Raw genomic sequence first — 251 nt, forward strand, 5'->3', positions numbered from 1 at the left:
GTGACGTTGCGGCGCAGGGACGGAACCCAGTAGCGCTTCTTCTGAATATTCGGGTCGAACCGGCGCTTGTTGCGGCGGTGCGAGTGCGAAATGCTGTGACCAAAGCCGGGGATGGCTCCGGTGACCTGGCAGTATGCTGCCATGATCTCTCTCCTCCAGTTGTAGTAAATATGACGGTCCTCAAAAAACAGACACAGGGCGTTTGCCTAAGCACCTGCCATAAAGAGCGTCCCGCCACCAGTTTTGACACC

Annotated in this window: 1 protein-coding gene; it reads right to left on the reverse strand. The window is 56.6% G+C overall.

Features of this window, described 5'->3' with window-relative positions; translation table 11 throughout:
• On the reverse strand, window positions 1-143 hold a 143-nt coding region (gene rpmB / locus SB754_RS21845), incomplete at its 3' end, for a 50S ribosomal protein L28 (protein WP_410784403.1).
• Window positions 144-251: the final 108 nt, after the last annotated feature.

The sequence above is a fragment of the Leifsonia sp. SIMBA_070 genome (assembly GCF_046534635.1).
Lineage (GTDB): Bacteria > Actinomycetota > Actinomycetes > Actinomycetales > Microbacteriaceae > Leifsonia.